The following is a 23,373-nucleotide window of genomic DNA, read 5'->3' as shown; positions in this document are numbered from 1 at the left end:
CGGATCGTCCATCAGGGACTTACCAGATAACTGGTAATCAACTAACAGCCGATATCGGCCGGTTCCGGTTGACCCACCCGCGTCCTAGATGTGAGCATCGGAACATACGGCGGGGCATGCCCCTTCACGCGGGGCGCCCGGGCGTCGCCGGCCAGACCCCGAACTGCTTCTGAGGAGAGGGATCGGTATGCACGCGCGCGCCACGTCCATATATCAACGTGCCCAAGTGGTTTCGCCGCGTCGCAACCACCACATCGCGGACTGGAATCCGGAAGACACGGCGGCCTGGGAGGGCGGCAACAAAAGGATCGCCCGGCGCAATCTGCTCGGCACCATCGCCGGTGACCACGTGGCCTTCTCGATCTGGACGCTGTGGCCCGTCATGGCGCTGTTCATGCCGGGGGCCGTCTACGGTTTCTCCGCCGGCGACAAGCTGTTGCTGGGCGCGGTGGCCACCCTGGTCGGTGGTTGCGCCCGGATCCCCTACACGTTGGGCATCGCCGCCTTCGGCGGTCGCAACTGGACGACGTTCTCGGCCTTCGTGTTACTGATCCCGACGGCAGGCACGATCGTGCTGCTGGCCAATCCCGGTCTGCCACTGTGGCTCTTCGTGCTCTGCGCCGCCCTGAGTGGGCTGGGCGGCGGCAACTACGCAGCGTCCCTGGCCAACGTCAACGCCTTCTACCCGCAGCGGCTCAAGGGCGCCGCGCTGGCCATGAACGCCGGCATCGCCAACCTCGGGGTCGCGGTGATCCAGCTGGTCGGCCTGCTGGTGCTGGCCACCGCCGGGCATGAGGCGCCGTACTGGGTGTGCGCGATCTACCTCGTGTTCCTGGTCGTCGTGGGCATCACGGCCGCGTTGTTCATGGACAACATCAACCACGGCACCCAACTGAGCACCCTGCGCTCGATCCTGTTCGAGCGCGACACCCACGTGATCTCGCTGCTCTACATCGCCACCTTCGGCTCCTGGATCGGCTTCTCCTTCGCCTTCGGGCAGGTGATGCAGGTCCATTTCCTGGACAGCGGGGAAGGCGCCAAGCACGCGGCGTTGCACGCCGCGCAGGTGGCCTTCGTCGGCCCCCTGCTGGGCTCGGTGGCGCGCATCTATGGTGGCCGGCTGGCCGACCGCGTCGGCGGCAGCCGCGTCACGCTGGGCGTCCTCGCCGGGATGACCCTGGGGGCCGCACTGCTGGTCACGATCAGCACCCTTGATGACCATCACGCCGCGGCCCGCCCCGTCAGCATGATCGGCTGCGTCACCGGCTTCATGGTGCTGTTCGTCCTGTCCGGCATGGGAAACGGGTCGGTATTCAAGTTGATCCCGTCGGTCTACGAGGCGCGCAGCCGCGGGCTGGACGCGAGCGAGGACGAACGTCGTCATTGGGCGCGCGCGAAGTCGGGATCGCTGATCGGCATCTGCTCCGCGATCGGCGCATTCGGCGGCGTGGGCATCAACCTGGCGCTGCGGCAGTCCTACCTGAGTACCGGCACCGAGACGTCGGCGTACTGGGTGTTTCTGGCTTCCTACGTCGGTGCGGCGATCACGACCTGGCTGGTCTACGTCCGGCGTCCAGTCACAGCCCCGGGCCTGTCCGATGCACGGCCGGAAGCCGAGGCCGCGCATGTGTGAGCGGACTCGCAACACGGGCAATGCCGCAGCAATTGCTCGGTAACGCAACCGAAACGTCGCAGGCATACACAGTTCTTATGGCCCCCCAACTGGCCTCACCAGACTCCGCGCCGCTGACCGGCTACCGGATCGCCGTGACGTCGGCGAACCGGGCCGAAGAGCTGTGCGCGTTGCTGCGCCGCAACGGCGCGGCGGTCTCCAGTGCCGCGGCCATCGACCTCATCGCGCTGCCCGAAGACGAACAACTGCACGACCATACCGAAGCGGTGATCGCCCGGCCTCCCGATATCCTGGTGGCGCACACCGGTATCGGCTTTCGCGGCTGGGTCGCCGCGGCCGACGGGTGGGGCCTGGCCACCCAACTGCTGGCGTCGCTCGCCAAAGCGCGGATCGTGGCCCGCGGCCCGAAGGCGACCGGCGCGTTGCGCGCCGCCGGACTGCACGAGGAGTGGTCCCCCAAATCCGAATCGTCGCGCGAAGTCCTGCGATACCTGCTCGAATCGAATGTCGCCGGCAAACGGATCGCCGTCCAGCTCCACGGTGCGGCCGACGGTTGGGACCCATTCCCGGAGTTCCTCAACGCATTGCGGACCGCGGGCGCGCAGGTACTGCCCCTCCACGTATACCGCTGGAAGCCAACGCCGGCCGGCGGTGACTTCGACCAACTCGTCACCTCGGTCGCCCGGCGACTGTTCGACGCGGTGACCTTCACCTCGGCACCCGCTGGTGCGGCGCTGCTGGAGCGCGCCCGCGAATTAGGCGTTGAAGACCAACTGCTGCAAGCACTTCGCAGCGACGTGCACGCGATGTGCGTGGGCCCGGTTACCGCGCAACCCTTGATCCGTGCCGGGGTCCCCACGTCATCGCCCGAGCGAATGCGATTGGGGGCGTTGGCCCGTCACATCGCCCAGGAGCTTCCGTCGCTGCGGTCGTGCACCATCCGCGCGGCCGGTCACGAGATGGAGATCCGCGGGACCTGTGTCCTGGTCGACGGTTCGGCGAGGTCCCTGTCGGGATCGGGAATGGCGACGCTGCGGGCGCTGGCTGAGCGACCCGGCGATGTCGTCGCCCGCAACGACTTGTTGCGGGTGCTCCCCGGCAACAGCAACGACCCACACGCCGTCGACACAGCCGTGCTACGGCTGCGAACGGCGCTGGGCGACAAGAACATCGTCGCCACGGTGGTCAAGCGTGGCTACCGGCTCGCGATCGACCATCCGGATGAATCCCCATGGCGCTGATCCTGGTAGCGCACGGCACCCGCAGACCCGATGGCGTGACGATGATCGAAGGCCTGGCGGCACAGGTGAGTACGCTCATCGGCCACACGGTCGACGTCGCGTTCGTGGACGTGGTGGGGCCCACCCCCAGTGAAGTCCTGGCGGGCGCGGGGGCCGCCGGCCGGTCCGCCATCGTCGTGCCGGCGTTCCTGTCGCGCGGATATCACGTCCGGTCCGACCTGCCCGCCCATGTCGCGATCAGCGGGCACCCGAACGTGACCGTCACCCCCGCGTTGGGCCCGGGCGGTCAGATCGCGCGGATCGTCGGGGATCAGCTGCTGAAATGTGGTTGGCGCCTGGGTGATTCGGTGATTTTGGCGGCGGCGGGAACCTCGGACGACAAGGCGCGCACCGACCTGCACACCACGGCGACGTTGTTGTCGGCGCTCACCGGATCACGGGTGAGCCTGGCGTTCGCGGCCACCGGAGATCCGCAACTGCACGAGGCCGTCGACCGGGCGCGGCGGCACGGGCGCCGCCACGGTGGACGCGTCGTGGTCGCCTCCTACCTGTTGGCCGACGGCCTGTTCCAACGACGGCTGCACGACTGCGGCGCCGATCTGGTCAGTCAGCCGCTGGGCACCCACCCCGGCCTGGCACGCTTGATCGCGAACCGATTCCGCCGGGCGCTGCCGCCGGTCCTCGCCGCGACCGCCCGTATGCGCCACGCCGATCGGGCCCGCATCAGCCCACACACGCGCGCGCGTTGCGGCCCATTCCTTGATCTTTGGTCATAAACCGGCGATCCTGGCACCATGCCCTGTCGCGAAGAGCCGTCGCGTGGGCTCCTTGACCCGGTCGCCAAGATACTGCGGTTGCCGTTCGGCACACCGGAATTCATCGACCGGATCGTCACCGGAGGCGTCAACCAGGTAGGCCGCCGGACGCTGGGGATGCTGATCACCACGTGGGACGCCGCCGGCGGTGGGCCGTTCGCGGCCAGTGCCGTCGCGTCCACGGGGATGGCCAAGACCGCCGAGATCGTCCAAAGCAATTTCGTCGGCCCGGTATTCGGCCCATTGCTGAAAATCCTGGGTGCCGACAAGGCCGCCACGCGGGCCTCGTTGTGCGCCTCTCAGCTCGTGGGCCTGGGCATCATGCGTTACGGCATCCGCTCCGAGCCGCTGCACTCGATGTCGGTGGACGCGCTTGTCGACGCGATCGGGCCGACGATGCAGCGCTACCTGGTCGGCGACATCACCCGGTAAGCGGCGTCAGGCGGCCCGGGGCTCGTCGTCGTGCGCAATCTGGACGAAGCCGTCGGCGGTGATCCGCACCGGGTACACCGGCACCGAAACATTCGGATCATCCAGGCAGGAACCGTCTTCGAGCGAAAACGCCTGCTTGAGAATGGGCGACTGAACCGTGACGCAGCCCCCGCGGTCGCCCACGATGCCGCGGGACAGCACGGCCGCCCCGGAGAACGGGTCGACGTTACCCACCGCATGCACCGAACCGTCGTCGAGCCGGAACAACGCGGCCTGGGAACCGTCGTCGAGCAGTACGCCGACACCACGGCCCGGAATGAGATGGTCGTAGGAGCAAGCGCTCGTCCACACTGCAATGTCGTTGAGAAGCGTCATGATACCTTCCTCGTTCCTCCGGAGTTGCCGTCACGGACTGTCGGCATGCCAATGGACACAGGGATTTTGCGGCCGGCATGCTCGGTGAATGTCACGGTCGAATCGACGGCGTCGGGGGCGTTGACGAACGAAACGAACCGCGACAGCTTGTCCGGATCGTCGAGCACGCCCTTCCATTCGCACTTGTAGTTCTGCACATGCCGCTCCATTGCGGCCTCGAATTCCTCTGCCAGGCCCAGCGAGTCCTCGCAGACGACCTCACGCACGTGGTCCAGGCCGCCGGCGAGCGACTCGACCCACGGCGCGGTGCGTTGCAACCGGTCGGCCGTCCGGATGTAGTACATGACGAACCGATCGACATAACGGACCAGCGTCTCGGTATCGAGGTCGCTGGCCAGCAGCTGCGCGTGCTTGGGGGTCATCCCGCCGTTGCCGCCGACATAGAGGTTCCAGCCCTTTTCGGTGGCGATGACGCCCACGTCCTTGGAGCGCGCTTCGGCGCACTCCCGCGCGCAGCCCGAGACCCCCATTTTGATCTTGTGCGGCGCCCGCAGACCGCGGTACCGCAGCTCGAGGTCGATGGCCAGCTGCACCGAATCCTGCTGCCCGTAACGGCACCAGTCGGTGCCCACGCAGCTCTTCACCGTGCGCAGCGCCTTGCCATACGCGTGGCCGGATTCCATGCCGCCGTCGACCAGCCGTTTCCAGATCTCCGGCAGTTGGTCCACCCGCGCGCCGAACAGGTCGATCCGCTGGCCTCCGGTGATCTTGGTGTAAAGGCCGAAGTCCTGGGCGATCTGACCGATCAGGATCAGATGCTCGGGCTTGATGTCGCCACCGGGGACCCGGGGCACCACCGAGTAGCTGCCGTTCTTCTGGATGTTGGCCAGGAAGTGGTCGTTGGAATCCTGCAGCGAGGCCTGCTCACCCTCGAGGATGTGGTCGGAACCGGTGGACGCCAGGATCGAGGCGACCACGGGTTTGCAGATGTCGCAACCCTTTCCGCGGCCGAAGCGCTCCAACAGGCCGGAGAACGTCCGGATCTCGGTGGCCGAGATGATCTCGAATAGCTCGGCGCGCGACTGGCCGAAGTGTTCGCACAGCGCCTTGGACTGCTCGACGCCCTCGGCTTCCAGTAGCTGCTTGAGCAGCGGCACGCACGACCCGCATGAGGTCCCGGCCGACGTGCGCGACTTGAGCGATGGAACGTCGGCGCAGCCGTCGGCGATCGCGCATTTCAGATCGCCCTTGGTGACGTTGTTGCACGAGCAGATCTGCGCCGAATCCGGCAACGCCCCAATGCCCAAAAGCTCGCCGCCGTCGGATTGCGCCGGGGCGATCAGCGCGAGCGGATCGCCGGGCAGCTCGCTGCCGACCATGGGCCGCAGCACCCCGTAGGACGAGGCGTCGCCGACCAGTACGCCCCCGAGCAGGGTCTTGGCGTCGTCGGAGAGCACCAGCTTGGCGTATGTCCGGTTGACCGCGTCGTTGACGGCGACCTCGAGACAGTTCTCGGTGACCCCCATCGCGTCACCGAAGCTGGCCACGTCGACGCCCAGCAGTTTGAGCTTCGTGGACAGGTCCGCTTCGCCGAACTCCGCGATGCCGTCCAGCAACCGGTCGGCCACCACCTCGGCGGAGGTGTAGCCGGGTCCCACCAAGCCGTAGCACCGGCCGCCGATCGCGGCGACCTCGCCGATCGCGTAGATGTCGGGATCGCTTGTCTGGCAGGACACGTCGGTGAGCACCCCGCCACGTTCGGCGCACGTCAGCCCGGCGGCGACCGCCAGCTCGTCACGCGGCCGGATGCCGGCCGCGAAAATCACCAGGCCGGCGTCGACGACCTCGCCGTCGGTCAGTCGCACCCGCACCGACGCGGACCCGTCCGGGTGCTCAGCCGATTCGATCGACTCGGTGCCCGTGCCGACATGGATGGAGATGCCCAGATCGCCGATCATCCGGGCCAGCAGCGCACCGCCGGCCTCGTCGATCTGCTGGGCCATCAGCCGCGGCATCATCTCGATGACGTGGGTCTGCAACCCGAACTGGCGCAGCGCATTAGCGGCTTCCAGCCCGAGCAGGCCGCCGCCGATCACCACGCCCGCGGCGGCGTGCGGGGTTTCCGCCGTGCGCTGGGCATCGGCGCGGATGGCGTCGAGGTCGTCGAGCGTGCGGTACACGTGGCACGCGGGCAGATCGTGGCCGGGCACCGGCGGCACGAACGCGTAGGATCCGGTCGCCAGGACCAAGGTGTCGTAGTTGTGGCGCTGGCCGTCGGCGGTGAGCACCGACTTTGCCGCGCGGTCGATTTCGGTGACCCGCTGGTTCAGCACCAGCCGGACCTGCTCGTCACCCTCGTACTCGTTACCGGGCAGCGCCAGCAGCTTGCGGTCCCAGCTTTCGGTGTAGGAGGTCAGCCCCACGCGGTCATAGGCCGCGTCAGTCTCCTCGGCGAAAACAGTGATGCGCCAACATCTCTCGATGTCACGAGCGCGCAGCGCCTCGACGAACCGGTGCCCCACCATGCCATGTCCGACGACGATGATGTGACGAGGCGCACAGCTGGCGCGCGAAATCCCGTCTGCAGACATGGCTTTGAGAGTAACGGCCAGAAATTACGTTTCTTTCGCACAATGTGACAGTCCTATGACGAGGATCTCACAACTCACAGGGATCCCTGTGATTGATTGTTCGCTGCGGGCGAACGGCCAGCTGGAACTTTAGCGTGGTCGACTCATGTTTCTACAAGTAGCCGGTCATCGGAGCGCCGGTCACAGGAATCTCACAACGAAGATCAAGGAATTGGAAGGGAAGCACCATGAGCAACCTCGCACTGTGGTCGCGACCGGCCTGGGACACCGACCGGTGGTTGCGCGACTTTTTCGGCCCCGCCGCGGCTGCGGACTGGAACAACCCGGCGACCAGCGGTTTCAAGCCCGCCGCCGAGATCGTCAAGGACGGTGACGACGCGGTCGTACGTGTCGAACTCCCGGGCGTTGACGTCGACCAGGACGTCAATGTCGAGGTGGAGCTTAAAAACGGGATAAACCGTCTGGTCATCCACGGCGAACACCGCGACGAACATTCGGAGGAGGACAACGGCCGCACGCTGCGGGAGATCCGGTACGGCTCGTTCCGCCGGTCGTTCCAGCTGCCCGCCCACGTCACCGGCGACGCCGTCACGGCGTCCTACGACGCCGGCGTGCTGTCCGTGCGGGTCACCGGTGTGTACGCCGGGAACCAGGCGCAGCGCATCTCGATCACCAAGTAACCGCCGATAACGACGTGAATCCGGCGGGGCCGCAACGGCTCCGCCGGATTCACGGCGTCCGCGGCGTCAGCCCCAGCGGGCGAGCAGCTCCTTGGCGCGGCCCGTCAGCGCGGCCTGCAGGAAGGGCCCGAAGCTGATTCGCGCGACCCCCAACGGGCCGAAGGTCGCCGGGTCGTCCTGGTCGGGCAGCGCGATCGCATTGACCGGCAACACCAACTCGGCGGTCAAGCGCCGCAACGTGTCAGGGTGGTGGCGGCCGACCGGGTACAGAACGTCGGCGCCGGCGGCGGCGGCCTGATTCAGTCGCGCCACGGCGCGGTCGACGCGATCGGACTCCTCGCCGTCTTGGCGCAGGAACAGATCGGTCCGGGCATTGATGACCACATGTACCGCGGCCGCGTCGGCGGCCGAGCGCAGCGCGCCGACCAGTTCGGCGTGTTCGCCGGGGGAGCGCAGCCGCTTGCCCTCGGAGTGCACGGTGTCCTCGATGTTCAGGCCGACGGCCCCGACGCTCAGCAAGCCCTCGATCAGGCGGGCCGCCGGAAGTCCGTAGCCGGATTCGATGTCGACCGACACCGGGACGTCGACCGCCGCGGTGATCTGCGCGACGCGATCAAGGACGTCGGCGAACGACATGCCCTCGTTGTCGGGTTTGCCGATCGAGTCCGCCATCGGATGGCTGCCCACGGTGAGTGCGGCGAACCCGGCGTCGGCGGCCAGCCGCGCCGACCAGGCATCCCACACGGTCGGCAGGATGACCGGATTGCCCGGCTGATGCAGCTTCAAGAGGGTGGCCGCGCGCTCGGCCGGCGTGGTGGGGCCCGTCATCAATATTTGCTCCCTTGGGGTCCGGGCTCAATGGTCCGACGTTCGGCTGTGCCGTGGATAGTATTGAGGGCGTACTGTGATCCGAAACACTGCCGAGGAGATCCTTTGACTCGCACGCCGAGCACGACGGGCACGACCGAATTCGCCGAACTGTACGACCTCATCGGCGGCCTGCGGCGGTGCGTGAGCTCGCTGCGGGCGCGATACGGCGACAGCCCCGCGATGCGTCGCATCGTCATCGACGCCGACCGCATCCTGTCCGACGTCGACCTGCTCGATACCGACGCGTCCGAATTGGACCTGGCAGGCGCCACCGTGCAGCAGTCCGCCGAGAAGATCGTGATTCCCGACACCCAGTACGACAGCGAATTCTGGCGTGATGTCGACGACGAGGGTGTCGGCGGTCACAGCAGGTCCTGACAGGTCCTGACAACCCAAGCCCCCCGAAAAAGGGAGGGTTCTCTCTGTGTACCCTTCGACGAGACAGCCCCGTTCGAAGAGGAACACTAGATGAGCGCACCCACGGCGAACCGTCCTGCGTCCGGTGTCTTTTCACCCACACGCGCCCGTATCCGGCAACGGACCCTACGCACCGACCGGTGGTGGATGTCGCCACTGAGGATCGACCTCGGCTTCGCCGCATTCATCATCTACGCGACGGCCCGGGCGTTCCAGCAGGATTACTTCTTCGTCCCCAAGTACCACTACCTGACGCCGTTCTACTCGCCGTGCGTCAGTAAGGCTTGCGGTGAGGCCGGCGACATCTGGCCGCAGTTCCTGCCGGACGTGTGGTGGCTACCGTACGCTGCGCTGTCGCTGCCGTTCCTGCTGCTGTTCCGGCTGAGCTGTTACTACTACCGCGGCGCCTACTACCGCACGGTGTGGCAGTCGCCCGTCGCGTGCGCGGTCGCCGAGCCCCGCGTGCACTACACCGGCGAGACCAAGTTCCCGCTGATCGTCCAGAACACCCACCGGTACTTCTTCTATATCGCGTGCGTCATCTCGATCATCAACAGCTACGACGCGATCGTCGCGTTCCACTCCGAGAGCGGACCGGGTGGATTCGGCTTCGGTCTGGGCAACCTGGTCCTGCTCGGCAACGTCACCATGCTGTGGTTCTACACGCTGTCCTGCCATTCGTGCCGGCACGTGACCGGCGGCCGGCTCAAGCACTTCTCCAAAAACCCTGTGCGGTACTGGATCTGGTCCCAAGTCAGCGTCATCAACGTCTGGCACAAGCAGTTCGCCTGGATCACGCTGGGCACCCTGATGCTCACCGATTTCTACATCGCGCTGGTGGCCAGCGGCACTATCAGTGACCTGAGATTTGTTGGCTGAAAAGCCATTTGACTTAAAAGAATCAGAACTTAGCTAGCGAGGGTTTCATGGTTGATGTCGAACGGCATGCCTACGACGTAGTCGTCATCGGCGCCGGCGGTGCGGGATTGCGCGCGGTCATCGAAGCGCGTGAACGCGGTCTGCGCGTCGCGGTGGTGACCAAATCCCTGTTCGGCAAGGCGCACACGGTGATGGCCGAGGGCGGTTGCGCCGCCTCGATGGGCAACGCCAACCCGAAAGACAACTGGCAGACCCACTTCGGCGACACCATGCGCGGCGGGAAGTTCCTCAACAACTGGCGCATGGCCGAACTGCACGCCAGGGAGGCGCCGGAGCGCGTCTGGGAGCTGGAAACCTATGGTGCGCTGTTCGATCGCCTCAAAGACGGCAAGATCAGCCAGCGCAACTTCGGTGGGCACACCTACCCGCGGCTGGCCCACGTCGGTGACCGCACCGGCCTGGAACTGATCCGCACCATGCAGCAGAAGGTCGTCTCGCTGCAGCAGGAGGATTACGCCGAATTCGGCGACTACGAGGCGCGCATCAGGGTGTTCGCCGAGTGCGCGATCACCGAGTTGATCAAGGACGGTGACGCGATCGCCGGGGCGTTCGGCTACTGGCGCGAGAGCGGCCAGTTCGTCCTGTTCGAGGCGCCCGCGATCGTGCTGGCCACCGGCGGGATCGGCAAGTCGTTCAAGGTCACCTCGAACTCCTGGGAGTACACCGGCGACGGGCACGCACTGGCGCTGCGGGCGGGCGCGTCGCTGATCAACATGGAGTTCGTCCAGTTCCACCCGACGGGCATGGTGTGGCCGCCGAGTGTGAAGGGGATCCTGGTCACCGAGGGTGTCCGCGGTGACGGCGGGGTGTTGAAGAACTCCGACGGCACGCGGTTCATGTTCGATTACATCCCATCGGTGTTCAAGGGGCAGTACGCCGAAACCGAGCAAGAGGCCGACCAGTGGCTCAAAGACAACGACTCGGCCCGCCGCACCCCTGACCTGCTGCCGCGCGACGAGGTCGCGCGCGCGATCAACTCCGAGGTCAAGGCCGGCCGGGGCAGCCCGCACGGCGGCGTCTTCCTCGACATCGCGTCGCGGCTGACCCCGGCGGAGATCAACAAGCGCCTGCCCTCGATGTACCACCAGTTCAAGGAACTGGCCGGGGTCGATATCACCAAGGAGCCGATGGAAGTCGGACCGACCTGCCACTACGTGATGGGCGGTATCGAGGTCGACGCCGACACCGGAGCGGCCACCGTCGCCGGGCTCTTCGCCGCCGGCGAATGCTCCGGCGGTATGCACGGCTCGAACCGGTTGGGCGGCAACTCGCTCTCGGACCTGCTGGTATTCGGCCGCCGCGCCGGCCTGGGCGCCGCCGACTACGTGCGGGCGCTGAGCAGCCGTCCGACGATCGGCGAGGGCGCCGTGGACACGGCGGCGAAGCGGGCGCTGGCCCCCTTCGAGGCACCGGCCAGCGGCGCTCCCGGGGAGAACCCCTACAGCCTGCATCAGGAGCTGCAGCAGTCGATGAACGACCTGGTCGGCATCATCCGCAACGCCGACGAGGTCTCGGAGGCCCTGGCCCGGCTCGACAAACTGCGGGAGCGGTTCAAGAACCTCCATGTGGAGGGGCAGCGCCGCTACAACCCGGGCTGGAATCTGGCCATCGACCTGCGCAACATGCTGCTGGTCAGCGAGTGCGTCGCCAAGGCCGCGCTGCAGCGCACCGAGAGCCGCGGCGGGCACACCCGCGACGACCACCCGTCAATGGACTCGTCGTGGCGCAAGCTGTTGCTGGTCTGTGAGGCGGCCGGCGGCGACGAGGTGATACCCGACATCACCATCACGAAGAAAGATCAGACGCCGATGCGGCCCGATCTACTGGAACTGTTCGACATCGCCGAGCTGGAGAAGTACTACACCGACGAGGAACTCGCCGGGCACCCAGGGCGGGCACCCAGGACGGAGAAGTAAATGACCTACAACGCGACGATGCGGGTGTGGCGCGGCGACGACGCCGACGGCGGTCTGCAGGACTTCACCGTCGAGGTGAACGAGGGTGAGGTCGTCCTCGACATCATCCATCGCCTGCAGCAGACCCAAACGCCCGACCTGGCGGTCCGGTGGAACTGCAAGGCGGGCAAGTGCGGCTCGTGTTCGGCGGAGGTCAACGGCTATCCGCGGTTGCTCTGCATGACCCGGATGTCCACGTTCGCCGAGGACGAGGTCGTCACCGTCACACCGATGCGAACGTTCCCGGTGATCCGAGACCTGGTCACCGACGTCTCGTTCAACTACGAGAAGGCCCGCGAGATACCTTCTTTCAAGCCGCCCAAGGACCTCAAGCCCGGCGAATACAGGATGGCGCAGGCCGATGTCGAACGCTCGCAGGAGTTCCGCAAGTGCATCGAGTGCTTCTTGTGCCAGAACGTTTGCCACGTGATCCGCGACCACGAGGAGAACAAGAAGTCGTTCGCCGGTCCCCGCTTCTTCATCCGCATCGCGGAATTGGAGATGCATCCGCTCGACACGGCAGACCGGCGCGACTTCGCCCAGGATGAGGCGGGTATCGGAATGTGCAACATCACCAAGTGCTGCACCGACGTCTGCCCCGAAGGCATCAAGATCACCGACAACGCCATCATCCCGATGAAGGAGCGCGTCGCCGGTCACCGCTATGACCCGGTGGCGTGGCTCGGTAACAAGCTGTTCCGTCGCTGATCGCACGCGCCGCGCACACCAACCCGGCTGGCGGGGTTAGGCCGCCACGGTAGCCGGGTAATCAAGCTGCATCCTGTCGGGCCGCCTCGGGCGGCCGTGTACCCGCGACCGGAAAGGCAGCTCATGGAACCGAGGCGAGAAACCGCCAGCATCAACAACATTCGGACCGCAATCCGGCAATTGTCGGTGCGCGCCCAGCTCGCGCGCAAAGAGGGCCGACACAACGACGCTGCCGAACTCGAAACCCGCATCCAAGGCTTTCGGGAAGAATTGAGCCACCGCCCCTAGCGTGGGGCAGGACCCTCGGGGCCGAAAAGCCCGCGTCAGGCGCCGAGCCGGCGAAAATTGCTCCGGTGAAACACGATGGGCGCCACCTCGGCGTCCACCGTCACCTCGCTGACCCGCAACACCACGATGGTGTGATCCCCGGCCGGAATGAGTTGCTCGATCGCGCTTTCCAGCCAGAGGCCGGTGCCCTTGATGAACACCGCGCCGGTGGTCCTGGAGACCGTCTCCAGACCGGCGAACCTGTCGCCGGTCTTGGCGGCCAGCGTGCGGGCGGCCGCGTCGTGCTCCTCGCCGAGCACGCTGATGCCCAGCATCGGCAGGTCCTTGAGCTTGGGCCACGTCGTCGAGGTGTTCTGCACGCAGAACGACACCAACGGCGGTTCCAGCGAGACGGGCACAAAGGTGCTGGCGGCCAGACCCTCCCGGGTTCCGTTCACCTCGGCGGCGATGGCCACCACGCCAGACGGGAAATGACCGAAGGCCTCACGAAGTGACGACGCTGTCAGCTTGTTGTTCGAGTTCACCGGACTTTTTCGCCCCTAGAGCCCCAGACGTATTTACTGACGTGACCCTACCCGGCGCGCGTCGCGCCATCGCACCCACCCTGAGTCATTCTGCGTCATTCCCGGTCGCCGCGGCCCGCCGAAAATCCGTGCGCGGAGGCGACATCGGGGTGTGAGCGCAACCGGCTCTTCCAGGCGTTGCGGCCGTAGACCGAAAAGATGGGGTCGTCGGGATCGTGGGACTGCGTCCATCGTTGATCGCTGGGTGCCGCGGGCGCCGAAAGTTCCCGGGGCAGCGACAGCACCGGTATCCGCGCGTCGAGGCGCGGATTGAAGAAGTAGGGCACCGAGATCCGGTCACCCGCCGACCCCCGCAGGTCGACCCGGTGTTCGGTGGCTCGCAGGTAGCCGCGCGTCGCCGCCTCCAGCAGCTCACCGATGTTGACGATGAAAGCCCCGTCGCGCGGCGGCACGTCGATCCAGCCGTCGTCGGAGCCTCGCCGCACCTGCAGGCCCCGGCTCCCCGGCTCCGCCAGCAGCAGCGTGAGCACCCCGGCGTCCCGATGCGCACCCACACCCTGGGCGCTGCCTGCCTGTCCCGGGTAGCGAATGATCTTGATCAGCGTGGCCGGGGTTTCGGCAAAGGCCGGGTCGAACACGTCGGCCGGACTACCCAACGCGGCCGCCCAATGTCGCAGCAGGGTACGGGCCACCGAGGACAGCGCGGCATCCCACTCCTCGACGATTCCGGGCAGCTCCGGCAGCGCGGCCGGCCACTGGTTGGGGCCCTGTAGCCACCGGTAGTCGGATCTTCCCAGCCCGCCGATCGGCGGCCGTTGCGGCCCGATGTCGATCTGCTCGCGCCAATCCACCTCGCCGCGGGTCAACTCGCCACCGAGCCGGGTGTAGCCGCGGAAATGTGGGCTGCGCACCATGGCGACTGAGTCCTTGTCCGCCTGCGGCAGCTCGAAGAGCCGGCGCGCGGCCCCGAGCACCCGCGTCACAAGTTCCGACGGCACCCCATGACCGGTCAGGTGGAAGAATCCGACCCGGTGACCGGCCTCGCGCAGACCGTCTTGTAGCCGACCAGGATCGTCCCGCAGGTCCACGACGGGCACGGGGGTGACGCCCCGCACACCGCTCATGTCTCCACCATCGCCGCAGGTAGAACGGGTCCGCGACGGCATCACCACGCCCTTTCCAACCGGTTGGTTAATTAGGTAATGAAATTTAGCTCACATCGACTTGCATCCCACTGACGCGAACGATATTTTGGGTGTTGTTACTGGTGGGTAACTTAGACCTAGTACCCAACCACAAGTGGCATTCTCAACGAGGAGGACCGTAGTGAGCCACTACAAGAGCAACGTCCGCGACCAGGCGTTCAACCTGTTCGAGGTTCTGGGCGTTGACAAGGCTTTAGGCCAGGGCGCGTACAGCGACCTGGACGCCGACACCGCCCGCGAAATGTTGACCGAAATCAGCCGGCTGGCCGAGGGGCCGATCGCCGACTCGTTCGTCGAGGGCGACCGCAACCCGCCGGTCTTCGACCCGAAGACACACTCGGTGACGCTGCCGGAGGCTTTCAAGAAGTCGGTCCGCGCCGTCATCGAGGCCGGCTGGGACAAGGTCGGCATCGAAGAGGAACTCGGCGGCACACCAATGCCCAAGGCGCTCCTGTGGGCGCTGCACGAGCACCTGCTCGGCGCCAACCCGGCCGTGTGGATGTACGGCGGCGGTGCGGGCTTCGCCAGCATCTTCTACAAACTGGCCACCGAAGAGCAGAAGAAGTGGGCGGTCATCGCCGCCGAGCGCGGCTGGGGCGCCACCATGGTGCTGACCGAACCCGACGCCGGTTCGGACGTCGGTGCGGGCCGCACCAAGGCCGTCAAGCAGGACGACGGCTCGTGGCACATCGACGGAGTGAAGCGCTTCATCACCTCGGGTGACTCGGGCGACCTGTTCGAGAACATCTTCCACCTGGTGCTGGCCCGCCCCGAGGGTGCCGGCCCGGGCACCAAGGGTCTGTCGCTCTTCTTCGTACCCAAGTTCCTGTTCGACTTCGAGACCGGTGAGATCGGCGAGCGCAACGGCGTGTTCGTCACCAACGTCGAGCACAAGATGGGCCTGAAGGTCTCGGCCACCTGTGAGCTGTCGTTCGGCCAGCACGACGTTCCCGCCAAGGGCTGGCTGGTCGGCGAGGTGCACAACGGCATCGCGCAGATGTTCGACGTCATCGAGCAGGCCCGCATGATGGTCGGCACCAAGGCCATCGCGACCCTGTCGACGGGGTACCTGAACGCGTTGGAGTACGCCAAGTCTCGCGTCCAGGGCGCGGACATGACCCAGATGACCGACAAGGGCGCACCCCGCGTGACCATCACGCACCACCCCGACGTGCGGCGGTCGCTGATGACCCAGAAGGCCTACGCCGAGGGGCTGCGCGCGCTGTACCTGTTCACGTCGACCTATCAGGACGCGGCGGTGGCCGAGGCACTGCACGGTGTGGACGCCGAGCTGGCCGTCAAGGTCAACGACCTGATGCTGCCGTTGGTCAAGGGTGTGGGCTCGGAGCAGGCCTACGCCAAGCTGACCGAGAGCCTGCAGACGTTCGGTGGGTCCGGCTTCCTGCAGGACTACCCGATCGAGCAGTACATCCGGGACGCCAAGATCGACTCGCTCTACGAGGGCACCACCGCCATCCAGGCGCAGGACTTCTTCTTCCGCAAGATCGTCCGCGACAAGGGTGTGGCGCTGGCGCACGTGTCCGAGCAGATCCAGAATTTCGTCGACAACGAGTCCGGCAACGGCCGGCTCAAGGCCGAGCGGGAGCTGCTGGCCAAGGCCCTGACCGACGTTCAGGCGATGGCGGCCACGTTGACCGGCTACCTGATGGCCGCCCAGGAGGACGTGACCAGCCTGTACAAGGTGGGTCTGGGTTCGGTGCGCTTCCTGATGAGCGTCGGCGACCTGGTCATCGGCTGGTTGTTGCAGCGTCAGGCCGCGGTGGCCGTGGCGGCGCTCGATGCCGGCGCCAGCGGCGAGGAGCGGGCCTTCTACGAGGGCAAGATCGCGGTGGCATCGTTCTTCGCGAAGAACTTCTTGCCGATGCTGACCAGCACCCGCGAGGTCATCGACACGCTGGACAACGACATCATGGAACTCGACGAGGCCGCCTTCTAGGCCGCTGAACGCAACGATCCCCCCGCCCGAGGACGGGGGGATTTTTGCGTCAGGTGGTAGGTCGCGCCAGACAACCAGAGCACACGACACACCGGGAGTGTGCGCCGTTTATTTCTCGCCGTTTATTTCTGAAGCAATATCAGGGCATCGGAACAGTCAAAAAGGCCGCCGCTGGATCCCCTCACTCCAGCGGCGGCCCTTTTCGTACGCCCGTCGGCGGAGACTGACAGGCGGTCGTTCCCGGGGATGCCCCGTATTGCCGTCGGGGTCGGGGGTCAGACCACAACACGGGGCTATCCGGGGTCACGGATACCCGTCGCCTCTGATCACTAACCCGATGTGACCCATTTCATGGGCCCGACCGGTCAGGCTTCCAGGATCGCGGCCACTCCCTGGCCGCCGGCCGCGCAGATCGAGACGAGGGCACGCACGGGTTTGTCCGCGCCCTTCTGCTCGGCCTTGCGTTGCGCGAGCTGCTTGGCGGCCTGAGCCAGGATCCGCCCGCCGGTGGCCGCAAACGGGTGGCCGGCCGCCAGCGAGGAGCCGTTGACGTTGAGCTTGGACTTGTCGATCGAACCCAGCGCGGCGTCCAGGCCCAGCCGCCCCTTGCAGTACTCCTCGGACTCGAAGGCCTGCAGGTGGGCCAGCACCACCGACGCGAACGCCTCGTGGATCTCGTAGAAGTCGAAGTCCTGCAGGTTCAGGCCGTTGCGGGCGAGCAGCCGCGGCACCGCGTAGGTCGGGGCCATGAGCAGGCCTTCGCGGCCGTTGACGTAGTCGACCGCGGCCGTCTCCGAATCCACCAGGTAGGCCAGCGGGGTCAGCGAGTGAGCGGCCGCCCACTCGTCGGTGCCCAGCAGGACCACGGACGCGCCGTCGGTCAGCGGGGTCGAGTTGCCGGCCGTCATCGTCGCGTCGCCGGCCTTCACCCCGAACACCGGCCGCAGCTTGGCCAGCTTCTCCGTCGACGAGTCCGGCCGCAGGTTGTCGTCGCGGTACAGCCCCAGGAACGGCGTGACCAGGTCATCGAAGAAGCCGCGGTCGTAGGCGGCGGCCATGTTGCGGTGGCTCGCGGCGGCCAGCTCGTCCTGGGCGACGCGCGGGATGCCCATCTGCTTGGCGGTGATCGCCTGGTGCTCCCCCATCGACAGCCCGGTGCGCGGTTCGCTGTTGACCGGGATCTCGACGCCCAGTGTCGCGGGCAGCGTGCCCAGCAGCTTCAGCCGTTGGACTCCTGACTTGGCCCGGCGCAACTTGAGCAGGGTGCGGCGCAGGTTGTCGCCCAGGCCGATCGGCGCGTCGGAGGTGGTGTCCACCCCGCCGGCGGCGGCAACCTCGTAGCGGCCGGCCGCGATCCCGTCGGCGGCGGCGATCGCCGCCTGCAGCCCGGTGCCGCAGGCCTGCTGCAGGTCGAAGGCCGGCGTGTGTGACGACAGCTGCGAACCCAGCACGCATTCGCGCGTCAGGTTGAAGTCCCGGCTGTGCTTGAGCACGGCGCCACCGACCACCATTCCGAGTCGCTCGCCGGCCAGCCCGAAGCGATCCACCAGCCCGCCCAGCGCGGCGGTGAACATGTCCTGGTTGGAGGCCTCGGCGTAGGCGCCGTCGGACCGGGCGAACGGGATGCGGTTCCCACCCAGGATGGCGACGCGACGCCGCTCGGAGCTGCGCCGAGCAGCCGGTGTACTTGCCTCAGAGCTTGCAGGGGCCACAGTCTTCTCCGTGCTTTCGCGGTCTGTCGGTTTGGGATTCGCCCGTCTGGGGCCATACTACCCACTGTTCTTACTCTGCAGTAAGTTCGTCCTCGATACGGTTGTGCTGTAGGCATACCCCGACTTCGCAAGAACATGGAAGGTAGCTCCGGTGGCTCCCAAGGTCTCGTCCGATCTGTTCTCTCAGATCGTCAATTCCGGTCCTGGCTCGTTTCTCGCCAAGCAGCTCGGTGTCCCGCAACCCGCGACACTGCGCCGCTACCGGGCCGGTGATCCGCCGCTGGCCGGGTCGCTGCTGATCGGCGGGGAGGGCAGAGTCGTCGAGCCGCTGCGCGCGGCGCTGGCCAAGGATTACGACCTGGTCGCCAACAACCTGGGCGGGCGCTGGGCCGACCAGTTCGGCGGGCTGGTCTTCGACGCCACCGGCATCACCACGCCCCAAGGGCTCAAGGGGTTGTACGAGTTCTTCACACCGCTGCTGCGCAATCTGGGCCACTGCGCGCGCGTCGCGGTGGTCGGCACCACGCCCGACGCCGCCGCCGGCCCGCACGAGCGGATCGCCCAGCGCGCGCTGGAGGGCTTCACCCGCTCGCTGGGCAAGGAGCTGCGCAACGGCGCCACGGTGGCGCTGGTGTATCTGTCGCCGGACGCCAAACCCGCTGCGACGGGCCTGGAATCGACCATGCGGTTCATCCTGTCGGCCAAGTCCGCCTACGTCGACGGCCAGGTCTTCTACGTCGGGGAGGCGGACTCCACACCCCCGGGTGACTGGGAGCGGCCGCTGGACTCCAAAGTCGCCGTCGTGACCGGTGCGGCCCGCGGCATCGGCGCGACCATCGCCGAGGTGTTCGCCCGCGACGGCGCCCGCGTCGTCGCGATCGACGTCGAATCGGCCGCCGACGCGCTGGCCGAAACGGCCAGCCGGGTCGGGGGCACCGCGCTGTGGCTCGACGTCACCGCCTCCGATGCCGTCGACAAGATCACCGAACACCTGCGCGAGCACCACGGCGGCCGCGCCGACGTCCTGGTCAACAACGCCGGCATCACCCGCGACAAGCTGCTGGCCAACATGGACGATGCGCGCTGGGACGCCGTCTTGGCCGTCAATCTGCTTGCCCCGCTGCGCCTTACCGAGGGGCTGGTGGGTAACGGCAGCATCGGTGAGGGCGGCCGGGTGGTCGGCCTGTCGTCGATGGCGGGCATCGCGGGCAACCGCGGCCAGACCAACTACGCCACCACCAAGGCCGGGATGATCGGCCTGACCCAGGCGCTGGCGCCGGAGCTCTACGGCAAGGGCATCACCATCAACGCCGTCGCACCGGGATTCATCGAAACCCAGATGACGGCCGCCATCCCGCTGGCCACCCGCGAGGTCGGGCGCCGGATGAACTCGCTGCTGCAGGGCGGACAGCCGGTGGATGTCGCGGAAACCATCGCCTACTTCGCCAGCCCGGCCTCAAACGCGGTGACGGGCAACGTCATTCGCGTCTGCGGCCAGGCCATACTGGGCGCATGAGCGTCAGGAGAACGTGATGAACCAGCCAAGCGGCCTGAAGAACATGCTGCGCGCGGCCGTCGGGGCCCTGCCGGTGGTGTCCCGCGAGAGCGCGCTGCCCACCCGCACGGTCGCCATCGAGGACCTGCCCATCGATCGCACGAACGTAGCCGAGTACGCGGCGGTCACCGGTCTGCGCTACGGCAACTACGTGCCACTGACCTACCCGTTCACGCTGACCTTTCCGGCACTGATGTCGCTGGTGACCGGGTTCGACTTTCCTTTTGCCGCAATGGGATCGGTGCACACCGAAAACCACATCACCCAGTACCGCCCGATCGCGGTCACCGACACCGTCGGCGTGCGCGTGCACGCCGAGAACCTGCGCGAACACCGCAAAGGTCTGCTTGTCGACCTGGTGACCGACGTCAGCGTCGGCAACGACACCGCGTGGCACCAGGTCACGACGTTCCTGCACCAGCAACGCACCAGCCTGTCCGACGAACCCAAACCGCCCCCGCAGAAACAGCCCCGGCTGGCACCGCCGCCCACGGTGCTGCGCATCAGCTCGGGTCTGATCCGGCGCTACGCCGCCGTCGGGGGCGATCACAACCCGATCCACACCAACCCGATCGCGGCCAAGCTGTTCGGATTCCCCACCGTGATCGCGCACGGAATGTTCAGCGCCGCAGCCGTATTGGCCAATATCGAAGTCGCGATTCCCGACGCGGTGCGGTACTCGGTGCGGTTCGGCAAGCCGGTGGTACTGCCGGCGACCGCCGGCCTCTACATCGACGAACACGACGACGGCTGGGACATTTCGCTGCGCAACATCGCCAAGGGGTATCCGCACCTGACCGGCACCGTCCGGCCGCTTTAGCCCGCGTGCGTTGTATCGCGGTCCGAGTGAGGGGCGGGCATTCGGACCACCTGAACGAACGTGGGCCTAGTCGCCGGTGGCGTCCGAGCCGCCCGGCTGCGACCGGGCCGCTTCCCGTTCCTCGGGCGTGCCCTTGAGGCCGTACCAGAACAGGTCGATCATCAGCTGGGCCGCCTCGTCGACATCGATATCGCCGGTGCTGAGCCGATTTGCCACCGCCTCGCCCGCGCCCACCAGGGCCACGGCCATCATCTCGTGCTCGCGGTCCGGCCGCGGGGTGCGGCTGCCGGCCTGCACGAGCCCGGCCACCAGGTCGATGATCTGCTCGCGCCCCTCACGCACCATATGGGCGAACGCCTGCGAGCTGGTGGCCTGGGTGTACATCACGATCCAGGACGCCCGGTTGGCGTCGATATAGCGCATGAAGGCCACGATGGTGTTGCGCAGCATGTCATTCGGGCTCTGCCCGAAATCCATGTCGGCGCGCACCACGTCGATGAACCGGCTCATCTCCCGGTTCAGGCAGGCGCCGAACAGGTCCTCCTTGGAGCCGTAATACAGGTAGAGCATGGGCTTGGAGATCTGCGCCTGGGCGGCGATGGCGTCCATCGAGGTCTCGTGGTAGCCGTTGACCGAGAACATCTGCACGGCGGCGTCGAGCATCTGCTGCTCGCGGACGGCGCGCGGTAAGCGCTTGGTACCACCCGCCATCACTCGCCTCTCTAGGCCGTCTATCTGACTCAAGAGTAAGCAATCCGCCCGGGCCGCACACCGCTAGTCCCCCGGGCAGCGACCCGCTAGTGGCCGCAGGTAGGGCTCCGGCCCTTCATCGTCGCCACCCGAACCAACGCCTCGTCCACCCGCTGTGTCGGCAATTCGCCTGAGGCCACGGCTTTTTGGAGCCGGTCCAGGACCGCCGGCACCTCGTCGGTGGTGACCCACAACGCGACGTCGACACCCGCGAGCAAGGTGCGCAGCACCGCCTCCGACACCCCGTACCGGTCGGAGATGGCGGCCATGCTGGACAGGTCGTCGCTGAACACCGGGCCGGTGAACGGCGGGCCCTTGTAGCCGACCCCGTTGCGCAGCAATTGCACCGCCTCGGGGCTCAGGCTGGCGGGGACATCGCCGGTGAGCTCCGGAACCTGAAGGTGGCCCACCATCACCGCGACCGGCGAAGCGGCCACCAAGGACCGGTAGGGCACCAGGTCACTGGTTTGCAGGTCGCTCAGCGGCGGCGTGACCACACCGCCGGTGTGGGAATCGCCCGACCCGTGCCCGTGGCCGGGGAAATGCTTGAGCACCGGCAGCAGCCCGGCATCGCGAAGCCCCTGCGCGTAGGCCCCGGCATACTCGGTCACCGTCTGGGGGTCCGCGCCGAACGAACGGTTCCCGATCACGGCGTCCTCGGCCTCGTCGCTGACGTCGACCACGGGAGCGAAATCGACGGTGATGCCCAGGTCGTGCATTTTCCTGCCGCGGTCGGCCGCCATGTCGTGGACCTGCTGGACGGTTTGCGTCTGGGCCAGTTCCCGGGCCGACGGGGACGTCCCGATCAGGGTCTTCAACCGCGACACCCGGCCACCCTCTTCGTCGACGCTGACCGCCAGCGGCAGCGGTCCGGCCTTGGCGCTGATGTCCGCCAACGGTCCCTTGAAGATCGCCAAGTCCGTCCAGCTGCCGATAAAGATCCCGCCGACGCGGTAGCCGTTGACGACGGCCCGGGCGTCGTCGGCGTTCTTCACGCCCACCATCAGCAGTTGGGCCAGCTTGTCGCGAATGCCCAGCGTGGCCGGCACGGCCGACGGGTCGGCGCACACCGGCGGTGCCGGCGCGGCCACCGGCTTGCTCGAGGTCGACGAGTGACCGGGTGGGTGCGTGGGGTGAGGGCCGCAGCCGGCCACCAGCGCCGACGCGGCCGCGAGCACAGCGAGCATGCGCGAAAATGCCATCGGGTCATGTTTTCACGGGGGGCGTTTCGTGCCCGGCCCCAGGGGGCTGTCAGCGGTACGTTGCTGATCAGGGGAGGGCCGGGACTGGTCAACGGCCACCTGTGTCTGGCAGGGAGGAGCCAGCGATGGCCGGTTTCACGACGGCGGCAGCGGTCAGCATCGCGGTGGGCGTGTCCATCGGGGTCGCGACGACCGTCGGCATCACGCTGGCCGTGGCTGACGACACCGTGGTACCGGTACAGGCGCCGCCGCGGCCGACACTGCCCTATCAGGTGGAATACGGCGACCGCTGTTTCCACGGACACTGTCTGCACTGGTGACGAGCACTCCGGTTGGCCGACCGCCCTTCTGCTAGGTTGACGCTAGGTTGAAGTGACGACCGCAAGCCCCGCAAAAACTCAGGAGCCGTCGATGAACCGGATCGTTGCGCCCGCCGCAGCGAGCGTTGTGGTTGGCCTCTTGCTCGGCGCGGCCGCGATCTTCGGGATCACGTTGATGGTCCAGCAAGACACGAAACCGCCACTTCCCGGGGGCGATCCGCAGTCGTCAGTGCTCAACCGGGTCGAGTACGGCAACCGTAGCTAGCGGCGATCGCAAGCGCGGCGAAGCCGGGCGCAGCGGGTCGCCGCCGTCTGATCGCGGCGATCGCAAGCGCGGCGAAGCCGGGCGCAGCGGGTCGCCGCCGTCTGATCGCGGCGATCGCA

General features: G+C 67.1%; 22 protein-coding genes. 14 read left to right on the top strand and 8 right to left on the bottom strand.

All coding sequences use genetic code 11. The features are described 5' to 3' along the window. Positions 1 to 226 precede the first annotated feature (226 nt). The 4 genes from EPN51_RS24480 to EPN51_RS24465 all read left to right on the top strand — a co-directional run bounded on the left by EPN51_RS24480 (position 227) and on the right by EPN51_RS24465 (position 4,121). On the top strand, positions 227 to 1,633 hold the full coding sequence (locus EPN51_RS24480; RefSeq protein ID WP_293047939.1) for a nitrate/nitrite transporter: 1,407 nt from the start codon (positions 227 to 229) through the stop codon (positions 1,631 to 1,633). Positions 1,634 to 1,722: 89 nt separating this feature from the next. Then, positions 1,723 to 2,874 carry a uroporphyrinogen-III synthase gene (locus tag EPN51_RS24475; RefSeq protein ID WP_293048305.1) on the top strand — a complete coding sequence of 384 codons (1,152 nt, stop codon included), beginning with the start codon at positions 1,723 to 1,725 and terminating at the stop codon, positions 2,872 to 2,874. Further along, positions 2,865 to 3,650 (top strand): sirohydrochlorin chelatase, encoded by a 786-nt coding sequence (locus EPN51_RS24470; protein WP_293047936.1) that lies wholly within the window; start codon positions 2,865 to 2,867, stop codon positions 3,648 to 3,650. Before EPN51_RS24475 ends, EPN51_RS24470 begins: the two co-directional genes overlap by 10 nt. A gap of 18 nt (positions 3,651 to 3,668) precedes the next feature. Next, entirely contained in the window at positions 3,669 to 4,121 is a 453-nt protein-coding gene (locus EPN51_RS24465) for a hypothetical protein (RefSeq protein WP_293047933.1), read from the top strand. 6 nt (positions 4,122 to 4,127) lie between these two features. Here EPN51_RS24465 and nirD read toward each other — a convergent pair whose 3' ends face one another. Both nirD and nirB read right to left on the bottom strand, forming a co-directional pair. Beyond that, on the bottom strand, positions 4,128 to 4,496 hold the full coding sequence (nirD, locus tag EPN51_RS24460; protein ID WP_293047930.1) for a nitrite reductase small subunit NirD: 369 nt from the start codon (positions 4,494 to 4,496) through the stop codon (positions 4,128 to 4,130). Continuing rightward, the gene (nirB, locus tag EPN51_RS24455) at positions 4,493 to 7,087 is read right to left on the bottom strand and encodes a nitrite reductase large subunit NirB (protein WP_293047927.1); all 2,595 of its coding nucleotides are present in this window, start codon (positions 7,085 to 7,087) and stop codon (positions 4,493 to 4,495) included. The genes nirD and nirB overlap by 4 nt, the downstream gene beginning before the upstream one ends. Before the next feature lie 227 nt (positions 7,088 to 7,314). On the opposite strand from nirB, the gene EPN51_RS24450 reads away from it, so the two are divergent. Beyond that, the gene (locus tag EPN51_RS24450; RefSeq protein WP_293047924.1) at positions 7,315 to 7,767 is read left to right on the top strand and encodes an Hsp20/alpha crystallin family protein; all 453 of its coding nucleotides are present in this window, start codon (positions 7,315 to 7,317) and stop codon (positions 7,765 to 7,767) included. Positions 7,768 to 7,833: 66 nt separating this feature from the next. Here the strand turns inward: EPN51_RS24450 and EPN51_RS24445 are convergent, their stop codons facing one another. Beyond that, positions 7,834 to 8,595 carry an isocitrate lyase/phosphoenolpyruvate mutase family protein gene (locus EPN51_RS24445; RefSeq protein WP_293047921.1) on the bottom strand — a complete coding sequence of 254 codons (762 nt, stop codon included), beginning with the start codon at positions 8,593 to 8,595 and terminating at the stop codon, positions 7,834 to 7,836. Between the two features lie 105 nt (positions 8,596 to 8,700). Between EPN51_RS24445 and EPN51_RS24440 the strand changes: the two genes are divergently transcribed. The 4 genes from EPN51_RS24440 to EPN51_RS24425 all read left to right on the top strand — a co-directional run bounded on the left by EPN51_RS24440 (position 8,701) and on the right by EPN51_RS24425 (position 12,656). After that, positions 8,701 to 9,015, top strand: a complete 315-nt coding sequence (locus EPN51_RS24440; protein WP_293047918.1) for a hypothetical protein — start codon at positions 8,701 to 8,703, stop codon at positions 9,013 to 9,015. 90 nt (positions 9,016 to 9,105) lie between these two features. Then, positions 9,106 to 9,933, top strand: coding sequence for a hypothetical protein (locus EPN51_RS24435; RefSeq protein WP_293047916.1), 828 nt, complete (start codon positions 9,106 to 9,108; stop codon positions 9,931 to 9,933). A gap of 47 nt (positions 9,934 to 9,980) precedes the next feature. Next, positions 9,981 to 11,909 (top strand): fumarate reductase/succinate dehydrogenase flavoprotein subunit, encoded by a 1,929-nt coding sequence (locus EPN51_RS24430; RefSeq protein ID WP_293047914.1) that lies wholly within the window; start codon positions 9,981 to 9,983, stop codon positions 11,907 to 11,909. Continuing rightward, positions 11,910 to 12,656, top strand: a complete 747-nt coding sequence (locus tag EPN51_RS24425) for a succinate dehydrogenase/fumarate reductase iron-sulfur subunit (protein WP_293047913.1) — start codon at positions 11,910 to 11,912, stop codon at positions 12,654 to 12,656. It abuts the gene before it with no gap. 323 nt (positions 12,657 to 12,979) lie between these two features. Here EPN51_RS24425 and EPN51_RS24420 read toward each other — a convergent pair whose 3' ends face one another. Both EPN51_RS24420 and EPN51_RS24415 read right to left on the bottom strand, forming a co-directional pair. Further along, positions 12,980 to 13,468, bottom strand: a complete 489-nt coding sequence (locus tag EPN51_RS24420) for a flavin reductase family protein (protein ID WP_293047910.1) — start codon at positions 13,466 to 13,468, stop codon at positions 12,980 to 12,982. Between the two features lie 95 nt (positions 13,469 to 13,563). Then, on the bottom strand, positions 13,564 to 14,592 hold the full coding sequence (locus tag EPN51_RS24415) for a 2-oxoglutarate and iron-dependent oxygenase domain-containing protein (RefSeq protein ID WP_293047907.1): 1,029 nt from the start codon (positions 14,590 to 14,592) through the stop codon (positions 13,564 to 13,566). A 202-nt stretch (positions 14,593 to 14,794) separates the two neighbouring features. Here EPN51_RS24415 and EPN51_RS24410 point away from each other — a divergent pair, with 202 nt between their 5' ends. Further along, positions 14,795 to 16,630: an acyl-CoA dehydrogenase gene (locus tag EPN51_RS24410; protein WP_293047904.1), complete on the top strand. Its 1,836-nt coding sequence runs from the start codon at positions 14,795 to 14,797 to the stop codon at positions 16,628 to 16,630. A 365-nt stretch (positions 16,631 to 16,995) separates the two neighbouring features. Here the strand turns inward: EPN51_RS24410 and EPN51_RS24405 are convergent, their stop codons facing one another. Continuing rightward, positions 16,996 to 18,342 carry an acetyl-CoA C-acetyltransferase gene (locus EPN51_RS24405; protein WP_293047901.1) on the bottom strand — a complete coding sequence of 449 codons (1,347 nt, stop codon included), beginning with the start codon at positions 18,340 to 18,342 and terminating at the stop codon, positions 16,996 to 16,998. Positions 18,343 to 18,493: 151 nt separating this feature from the next. Here EPN51_RS24405 and EPN51_RS24400 point away from each other — a divergent pair, with 151 nt between their 5' ends. Further along, positions 18,494 to 19,858: a 3-oxoacyl-ACP reductase gene (locus tag EPN51_RS24400; RefSeq protein WP_293047898.1), complete on the top strand. Its 1,365-nt coding sequence runs from the start codon at positions 18,494 to 18,496 to the stop codon at positions 19,856 to 19,858. 16 nt (positions 19,859 to 19,874) lie between these two features. Continuing rightward, a complete protein-coding gene (locus EPN51_RS24395) occupies positions 19,875 to 20,717 on the top strand; it encodes a MaoC/PaaZ C-terminal domain-containing protein (RefSeq protein ID WP_293047895.1) in 843 nt (280 codons plus the stop codon). 66 nt (positions 20,718 to 20,783) lie between these two features. Here EPN51_RS24395 and EPN51_RS24390 read toward each other — a convergent pair whose 3' ends face one another. Further along, entirely contained in the window at positions 20,784 to 21,428 is a 645-nt protein-coding gene (locus EPN51_RS24390) for a TetR/AcrR family transcriptional regulator (protein WP_293047892.1), read from the bottom strand. Positions 21,429 to 21,514: 86 nt separating this feature from the next. Further along, complete coding sequence (locus tag EPN51_RS24385; protein WP_293047889.1) at positions 21,515 to 22,669, bottom strand: glycoside hydrolase family 3 N-terminal domain-containing protein; 1,155 nt, start codon at positions 22,667 to 22,669, stop codon at positions 21,515 to 21,517. Positions 22,670 to 22,794: 125 nt separating this feature from the next. On the opposite strand from EPN51_RS24385, the gene EPN51_RS24380 reads away from it, so the two are divergent. Then, on the top strand, positions 22,795 to 22,989 hold the full coding sequence (locus EPN51_RS24380; RefSeq protein WP_293047886.1) for a DUF2613 domain-containing protein: 195 nt from the start codon (positions 22,795 to 22,797) through the stop codon (positions 22,987 to 22,989). Positions 22,990 to 23,080: 91 nt separating this feature from the next. Beyond that, positions 23,081 to 23,254 (top strand): DUF2613 domain-containing protein, encoded by a 174-nt coding sequence (locus EPN51_RS24375; protein WP_007769006.1) that lies wholly within the window; start codon positions 23,081 to 23,083, stop codon positions 23,252 to 23,254. The last annotated feature ends 119 nt before the right edge of the window (positions 23,255 to 23,373 follow it).

Source organism: Mycobacterium sp., from assembly GCF_004298145.1.
Lineage (GTDB): Bacteria > Actinomycetota > Actinomycetes > Mycobacteriales > Mycobacteriaceae > Mycobacterium.
Note: the sequence above shows the minus strand (reverse complement) of the source record. Positions and strands in the feature narration are given on the sequence as shown.